6 protein-coding genes and 2 rRNA genes are annotated in these 7,659 nt (G+C 52.9%); 7 read left to right on the top strand and 1 reads right to left on the bottom strand.

The genetic code is table 11. From position 1 onward, the window contains the following. The 3 genes from ABU190_RS26780 to ABU190_RS26770 all read left to right on the top strand — a co-directional run. Nucleotides 1–239, top strand: a 23S ribosomal RNA gene (locus tag ABU190_RS26780); the annotation flags it as partial. A gap of 98 nt (nucleotides 240–337) precedes the next feature. After that, a 5S ribosomal RNA gene (rrf, locus tag ABU190_RS26775) occupies nucleotides 338–453 on the top strand. A gap of 73 nt (nucleotides 454–526) precedes the next feature. After that, nucleotides 527–910 (top strand): YjaA family stress response protein, encoded by a 384-nt coding sequence (locus ABU190_RS26770; RefSeq protein WP_354692866.1) that lies wholly within the window; start codon nucleotides 527–529, stop codon nucleotides 908–910. 21 nt (nucleotides 911–931) lie between these two features. On the opposite strand, the gene ABU190_RS26765 is transcribed toward ABU190_RS26770, so the two are convergent. Then, complete coding sequence (locus ABU190_RS26765) at nucleotides 932–1,372, bottom strand: acetyltransferase (RefSeq protein ID WP_354692865.1); 441 nt, start codon at nucleotides 1,370–1,372, stop codon at nucleotides 932–934. A gap of 155 nt (nucleotides 1,373–1,527) precedes the next feature. Between ABU190_RS26765 and metA the strand changes: the two genes are divergently transcribed. The 4 genes from metA (at nucleotide 1,528) to aceK (ending at nucleotide 7,654) form a co-directional block, all read left to right on the top strand. Then, nucleotides 1,528–2,457, top strand: coding sequence for a homoserine O-succinyltransferase (gene metA, locus ABU190_RS26760; protein ID WP_039076763.1), 930 nt, complete (start codon nucleotides 1,528–1,530; stop codon nucleotides 2,455–2,457). Between the two features lie 268 nt (nucleotides 2,458–2,725). Then, nucleotides 2,726–4,327 (top strand): malate synthase A, encoded by a 1,602-nt coding sequence (gene aceB / locus ABU190_RS26755; RefSeq protein ID WP_354692864.1) that lies wholly within the window; start codon nucleotides 2,726–2,728, stop codon nucleotides 4,325–4,327. Between the two features lie 154 nt (nucleotides 4,328–4,481). Next, entirely contained in the window at nucleotides 4,482–5,786 is a 1,305-nt protein-coding gene (gene aceA, locus ABU190_RS26750; protein ID WP_103245891.1) for an isocitrate lyase, read from the top strand. Nucleotides 5,787–5,911: 125 nt separating this feature from the next. After that, complete coding sequence (gene aceK, locus ABU190_RS26745; protein ID WP_354692863.1) at nucleotides 5,912–7,654, top strand: bifunctional isocitrate dehydrogenase kinase/phosphatase; 1,743 nt, start codon at nucleotides 5,912–5,914, stop codon at nucleotides 7,652–7,654. Nucleotides 7,655–7,659: the final 5 nt, after the last annotated feature.

The raw sequence follows: 7,659 nt of genomic DNA, 5'->3' as shown, positions 1-7,659 counted from the left end.
CCGGAGTGGACGCATCACTGGTGTTCGGGTTGTCATGCCAATGGCACTGCCCGGTAGCTACATGCGGAAGAGATAAGTGCTGAAAGCATCTAAGCACGAAACTTGCCCCGAGATGAGTTCTCCCTTGGACTTTAAGTCCACTAAAGGAACGTTAAAGACGATGACGTTGATAGGCCGGGTGTGTAAGCGCAGCGATGCGTTGAGCTAACCGGTACTAATGAACCGTGAGGCTTAACCTTACAACGCCGAAGATGTTTTGGCGGATTGAGACGATTTTCAGCTTAGATTCAGAGTTGAGTACGCAATAAAAGATTGCGTACTGAGCACAAAGAATTTGCCTGGCGGCTTTAGCGCGGTGGTCCCACCTGACCCCATGCCGAACTCAGAAGTGAAACGCCGTAGCGCCGATGGTAGTGTGGGGTCTCCCCATGTGAGAGTAGGGAACTGCCAGGCATCAAATAAGTAAGAAGCCCATCCTCACGGATGGGCTTTTTGCGTTTTATTCGCATGATAAAAGGAATTTTTCATGTCTGTTCTTTATATCCAGGTTCGCAAAAATCATATCACCGTTCGCAACATTGAGCGTAAGCAGGATGTATCAGGAAGCGGTGCCTTTAGTAATCAACGCCTGCTTATCGCTGATTTTTTCAAAGCCGAAAAAGTTCTGTGGGACCTGATCGAACAGATCCGACCCCGTTCATGGCTCAGGAAACTGCTGCGCACAGACCGCTTTGACATTGTTATCAGCGCGCTGGAAATGAACGAGGGCGGATTATCGCAGGTCGAAGAACGTATCCTGCAGGAAGTCGTCGCAGGTGCGACGCGAATGCGTTATCGTCGCTTGATAACGCACGCGCAATCAACACCCCTGAGCGATGACGCTGTGATGGCGCTGATTGCGGAGCGGTAAAAAAGAGTTAAGCGGTGAACATTACTGTTGATAGCGTAAATGCAGCAGTGGATATGGCCTGCCGGAATCATCCTTTTCGCTTCGCCCGGTTACCATAAATCCCAGCTTAAGGTAGAACCCAATGGCCTGTTCGTTTTGCTCATTAACGTTGGTCGTTAAGTTGGGAGCCAACAACAGAGCGTGTTCAACCAGTCGTCTCCCTACGCCGCTGCCACGAACGTCAGGATCAATAAACAGTGCATCCATATGCTTATCGGTGAGTAGCATAAACCCAACAGGTTCATCCTGTTTATTGACGGCAACCCAAAGCGGCGCTGTCGGTAAAAATGCACTCACCAGCTCCTCCAGTTCTGCCCGATAATCTCTGGACAAAAAATCATGTGTCGCATCGACCGAGCGGCACCAGATAGCGATCAGCCTCTCTCCTTCCTCAGGTCGCGAACGACGAATACTAATAACCATATTGTCTCCTGTTATGCGCGCTTATATTCTAACGCAAACACTTTCGTGAAACTTTCTCACCTTCTACATGCAGACTCGACAACTCGCCCATTCCTGGGTATTGTCAGCTATCTGGATGTCTAAACGTTTAAACGTATGCAGTGAGGATATAAGTTATGCCGATTCGGGTGCAGGACGAGCTACCAGCCGTCAATTTCTTGCGTGATGAAAACGTCTTTGTGATGACGACATCGCGTGCTACAGGTCAGGAAATTCGTCCGCTCAAGGTACTTATCCTCAACCTGATGCCAAAGAAGATCGAGACAGAGAACCAATTTCTGCGGTTACTCTCCAACTCGCCACTGCAGGTGGATATCAAGCTACTGCGCATTGACGCGCGTGAATCACGCAACACGCCAGTGGAACACCTCAACAACTTCTACTGTAACTTTGATGAAATCAGCGAAGAGAACTTCGATGGCTTGATTGTAACCGGTGCGCCACTGGGTCTGGTGGAATTTAACGATGTTGCCTACTGGCCGCAGATCAAACAGGTACTGGAGTGGGCAAAAGACCATGTCACCTCCACGTTGTTTGTCTGTTGGGCGGTACAAGCCGCACTGAACATCCTTTACGGTATTCCTAAGCAAACCCGCAGTGAAAAGCTATCCGGCGTCTATGAGCACCACATTTTACATCCACACGCTCTGCTGACTCGTGGTTTTGATGATACGTTCCTCGCGCCGCACTCACGCTATGCCGATTTCCCGGCGGCACTGATTCGTGACTATACCGACCTGGAAATCCTGGCTGAAAGCGATCAGGGCGATGCCTATCTGTTCGCCAGCAAAGATAAGCGTATCGCCTTTGTTACCGGCCATCCTGAGTACGACGCTAATACTCTGGCAGGTGAGTATTTCCGTGATGTTGAGGCCGGGCTGTCACCGGAAATCCCGTATAACTATTTCCCGAACGACGATCCCCGGAACAAGCCACATGCGACATGGCGTAGCCATGGCAATCTGTTGTTTACCAACTGGCTGAACTACTACGTGTACCAGATTACGCCGTTCGATCTGAGCCATATGAACCCAACGCTTGATTAACGTTTCAGCACGATCCTAAAGCGTTTCAGCTCCCCATTTCAGGCACCTTCGGGTGCCTTTTTCATGCCTGAAATTCCCTCCAGCAAGTAATTAAATTTTAAATTCATTGTTATCAAATAGTTAAGTTGTTTTTTAAATTAAAATGGAAATTGTTTTTGATTTTGAAAATTAAATGAGTAGTCTTAATTGTGCTGAACGAAAACCATACAACGATCTTTCGTTCGCGTTGGGGAGTGTACGCGGATCAACGATGATGAGGAGCAGCGCAATGACACAGCAGGCAACGACGACAGGTGAGTTAGCTTTTAATAAGCCTTATGGCGAAATGGAAAAGCAAATTCTGACCCCGGAAGCGGTCGAATTCCTTACGGAGCTGGTGACACGCTTTACGCCACAGCGCAATAAGCTACTGGCTGCGCGTATGCAACAGCAGCAGGATATCGACAACGGCAAGCTGCCTGATTTTATTTCGGAAACTAATTCCATTCGCGAGAGTGACTGGACTATTCGCGGTATCCCGGAAGATTTGCAGGATCGCCGTGTTGAGATCACCGGACCCGTTGAACGCAAAATGGTGATCAATGCGCTCAATGCCAACGTGAAAGTCTTCATGGCGGATTTCGAAGACTCCCTTTCACCGGACTGGGATAAAGTGATCGATGGGCAAATTAACCTGCGTGATGCGGTGAATGGCACCATCAGCTACACCAATGAGGCCGGGAAAATCTACCAGCTCAAGCCCGATCCGGCAGTACTGATTTGTCGCGTCCGTGGCTTACATCTGCCAGAAAAACACGTGACCTGGCGCGGCGAAGCTATCCCTGGCAGCCTCTTCGATTTTGCACTCTATTTCTTCCACAACCATAAAGCGTTGCTGGCAAAAGGCAGCGGTCCTTACTTCTATCTGCCGAAGACCCAGGCATGGCAGGAAGCGGCATGGTGGAGTGAAGTCTTCTGTTATGCCGAAGATCGCTTCGACCTGCCGCGCGGCACCATCAAGGCCACTTTGTTGATCGAGACGCTGCCTGCCGTCTTCCAGATGGATGAAATCCTGTATGCGCTGCGTGACCACATTGTTGGTCTGAACTGTGGCCGTTGGGATTACATCTTTAGCTATATCAAGACATTGAAAAACCACCCGGACCGTGTGCTACCCGATCGTCAGGTGGTAACGATGGATAAACCGTTCCTGAGCGCCTATTCGCGGCTGCTGATTAAAACCTGCCATCGCCGTGGCGCGTTCGCCATGGGTGGCATGGCGGCCTTTATTCCCAGTAAAGATGCTGAACGCAACAACCAGGTACTCAATAAAGTAAAAGCGGACAAGTTGCTGGAAGCCAACAACGGCCATGACGGTACGTGGATTGCGCATCCGGGCCTGGCGGATACGGCCATGGCTGTCTTTAACGAGGTGCTGGGTGAAAACAAAAACCAACTGGCGGTTACGCGTGAGAGCGACGCTCCCACTACGGCAGATCAGCTACTGGCGGCCTGTGATGGCGAACGCACAGAAGAGGGGATGCGCGCCAATATCCGTGTGGCCGTTCAGTACATCGAAGCGTGGATCTCCGGCAATGGCTGTGTACCGATTTACGGTTTGATGGAAGATGCGGCGACGGCTGAAATCTCGCGTACCTCAATCTGGCAGTGGATCCATCACGAGAAAACGCTCAGCAACGGCAAACCGGTCACGAAGGCCCTGTTCCGTCAAATGCTGGCCGAAGAGATGCTGGTGATTCAGGAAGAGTTGGGCGAACACCGCTTTAGCAGCGGACGTTTCGATGATGCTGCCCGCCTGATGGAGCAGATCACCACCTCTGATGAGTTAATCGACTTCCTGACGTTGCCAGGCTATCGCCTGCTGGCTTAGCGCCCAGGCTATTTTGTTCGCCATTTTGGCCCCGGACAGCGCTCAAAACCCTCACGTACGCTAAGTACGCTCCGGTTTTTGCGCGGCTCCGTGACCAAACTGCCTTCACCAATAACGCCTGGAAAGCCAGGACGAGAATATGGAGCATCTGCACATGAAAACCCGTACCCAACAAATAGAAGAACTGAAAAAAGAATGGACTAACCCTCGCTGGGAAGGCATCACGCGTCCTTATAGCGCGGAAGAGGTGGTGAAATTACGTGGCTCGGTGAACCCGGAATGCACGCTGGCGCAGATGGGTGCAGCGAAAATGTGGCGTCTGCTGCATGGTGAGGCGAAAAAAGGCTATATCAACAGCCTTGGCGCACTGACTGGCGGGCAGGCATTGCAACAGGCAAAAGCGGGCATCGAAGCGATTTATCTGTCGGGCTGGCAGGTGGCGGCAGATGCGAACCTGGCCTCCAGTATGTATCCGGATCAATCGCTCTACCCGGCCAACTCCGTTCCGGCTGTGGTCGATCGGATCAACAACACCTTCCGCCGCGCGGATCAGATCCAATGGTCGGCGGGTATTGAACCGAACGATCCGCGCTACACCGATTATTTCCTGCCGATCGTGGCGGATGCCGAAGCCGGTTTTGGCGGCGTACTGAATGCCTTTGAACTGATGAAATCGATGATTGAAGCCGGTGCAGCGGCCGTACACTTCGAAGATCAGCTGGCTTCGGTGAAAAAATGCGGCCATATGGGCGGAAAAGTGCTGGTACCGACGCAAGAGGCGATTCAGAAACTGGTGGCTGCGCGTCTGGCGGCAGATGTCATGGGCGTACCGACGCTGGTGATTGCCCGTACCGATGCGGATGCTGCGGACCTGATTACCTCGGATTGCGACCCTTATGACAGCGAGTTCATCACTGGCGAGCGCACCAGCGAAGGGTTCTATCGTACCCGCGCCGGGATCGAACAGGCTATTAGCCGTGGCCTGGCGTATGCGCCGTATGCCGACCTGGTGTGGTGTGAAACCTCAACACCCGATCTGGCGCTGGCGAAACGCTTTGCGGATGCCATTCATGCGAAATTCCCTGGCAAGCTGCTGGCGTATAACTGCTCGCCGTCATTCAACTGGCAGAAAAATCTGGACGACAAAACGATTGCCAGCTTCCAGCAGCAACTGTCGGAGATGGGCTACAAATACCAGTTTATTACCCTGGCGGGCATTCACAGCATGTGGTTCAACATGTTCGATCTGGCACACGCCTATGCGCAGGGTGAGGGGATGCGTCACTACGTGGAAAAAGTGCAGCAGCCAGAGTTTGCCGCCGCCAAAGAGGGCTACACCTTCGTGTCTCACCAACAGGAGGTGGGTACGGGCTACTTCGATAAAGTGACCACCATCATCCAGGGTGGGGCGTCCTCTGTTACCGCGTTAACGGGCTCGACGGAAGAAGCTCAGTTCTGACACCTCTCACCGCAACTCTCTCCCCTCAGGGGAGAGAGGATCGATCCGTGCAGTTTTCGGGGTTGGCTGGATAACGTTTCCCCCCTCTCCCTGGAGGGAGAGGCCGGGGTGAGGGGAAAGATGCGATGTCGCGTGGCCTGGAATTACTGATTGCACAAACCATCCTGCAAGGTTTTGATGCGCAATACGGGCGCTTTCTGGAAGTGACTGCTGGTGCGCAGCAGCGTTTCGAACTGGCGGACTGGCACGCCGTCCAGCAGGCGATGAAGCAGCGCATCCATCTTTACGATCACCACGTTGGGCTGGTTGTGGAGCAGCTACGCTGCATCACCGACAGTCAGCAGCCTGATGCCGAATTTCTGCTACGGGTGAAAGAGCATTACACCCACCTGTTACCGGACTACCCGCGCTTCGAAATTGCTGAGAGTTTTTTTAACTCCGTCTACTGCCGCTTGTTCGATCACCGCTCGCTGAGCCCCGAGCGCCTGTTTATTTTCAGTTCTCAGCCGGAACGGCGCTTTCGCACCATTCCGCGCCCGCTGGCAAAGGACTTTTGGCCTGAGCGTGGCTGGGAATCCCTGTTAACCAAGGTATTAACCGATCTGCCGCTGCGTCTGCCTTGGCAGGATAAAGCGCGGGATGTTGGTTATATCATTACTCACCTGACAGAGACGTTTGGCACCGATACGTTGCGTCAGTCCCATTTGCAGGTCGCAAACGAGCTGTTTTACCGTAATAAAGCGGCGTGGTTAGTGGGCAAATTGATCACCCCTGCGGGCACGCTTCCCTTCCTGCTGCCGATTCATCGTACAGACGAAGGCGAGCTGTTTGTCGATACCTGTCTGACCTCGCATTCGGAGGCCAGTATCGTGTTCGGCTTCGCCCGCTCCTATTTTATGGTGTATGCCCCGTTACCCGCAGCCACCATCGAGTGGTTAAGGGAGATTCTGCCGGGTAAAACCACCGCTGAACTCTACATGGCTATTGGCTGCCAGAAGCACGGTAAAACGGAAAGCTATCGCGAATACCTGAATTATATTCATGCCTCGGACGAGCAGTTTGTTGAGGCGCCGGGCATTCGCGGCATGGTGATGCTGGTCTTCACGCTGCCGGGCTTTGACAGGGTCTTTAAGGTCATCAAAGATAAATTCCCGCCGCAAAAAGAGATGAGCGCGGCGCATGTGCGCGCCTGCTATCAACTGGTGAAGGAACATGATCGCGTCGGACGTATGGCGGATACACAAGAGTTTGAACACTTCGTTCTGGAAAAGCGCCAGATTGACCCGGCGTTAATGGCGCTATTGCTCCAGGAGGCGCCGCAGAAAATCACCGACCTTGGGGATCGCATCTCCATCAGTCATCTCTATATTGAGCGCCGCATGGTGCCGCTTAATCTCTGGTTCGAGCGGGTACATGGTTCGCAGTTGCGCGATGCGGTGGAAGAGTACGGGAACGCCATCCGCCAGCTTGCTGCGGCGAATATTTTTCCCGGCGATATGCTGTTTAAAAACTTTGGCGTCACCCGTCACGGGCGCGTGGTGTTCTACGATTATGACGAGATTTGTTATATGACGGAGGTCAACTTCCGTGATATTCCGCCGCCGCGTTACCCGGAAGATGAACTGAGTGCCGAACCCTGGTATAGCGTCTCGCCGGGCGATGTTTTCCCGGAGGAGTTTCGCCACTGGTTGTGCGCCGACCCGCGCATCGGACCGTTATTTGAAGAGATGCACGCCGATCTGCTGCGCGCTGACTACTGGCGAGGTCTGCAGGCACGCATCAAAAACGGTCATGTGGAAGACGTTTACGCCTACCGTCGCCGCCAGCGCTTTTGCGTGCGCTACGGTAATCTACAGCAGGCGGGGTAACCTGG

Source organism: Phytobacter sp. RSE-02 (genome assembly GCF_040578655.1).
In the GTDB taxonomy this organism is placed as follows: Bacteria; Pseudomonadota; Gammaproteobacteria; order Enterobacterales; family Enterobacteriaceae; genus Phytobacter; species Phytobacter diazotrophicus.
This window is presented reverse-complemented; position numbering and strand designations above follow the sequence as displayed.

Excerpts from the sequence above, each read along its gene's own strand:
- ABU190_RS26770 (WP_354692866.1), top strand. The coding sequence starts at position 527 with ATGTCTGTTCTTTATATCCAGGTTCGCAAAAATCATATCACCGTTCGC.
- ABU190_RS26765 (WP_354692865.1), bottom strand. The coding sequence starts at position 1,372 with ATGGTTATTAGTATTCGTCGTTCGCGACCTGAGGAAGGAGAGAGGCTG.
- metA (WP_039076763.1), top strand. The coding sequence starts at position 1,528 with ATGCCGATTCGGGTGCAGGACGAGCTACCAGCCGTCAATTTCTTGCGT.
- aceB (WP_354692864.1), top strand. The coding sequence starts at position 2,726 with ATGACACAGCAGGCAACGACGACAGGTGAGTTAGCTTTTAATAAGCCT.
- aceA (WP_103245891.1), top strand. The coding sequence starts at position 4,482 with ATGAAAACCCGTACCCAACAAATAGAAGAACTGAAAAAAGAATGGACT.
- aceK (WP_354692863.1), top strand. The coding sequence starts at position 5,912 with ATGTCGCGTGGCCTGGAATTACTGATTGCACAAACCATCCTGCAAGGT.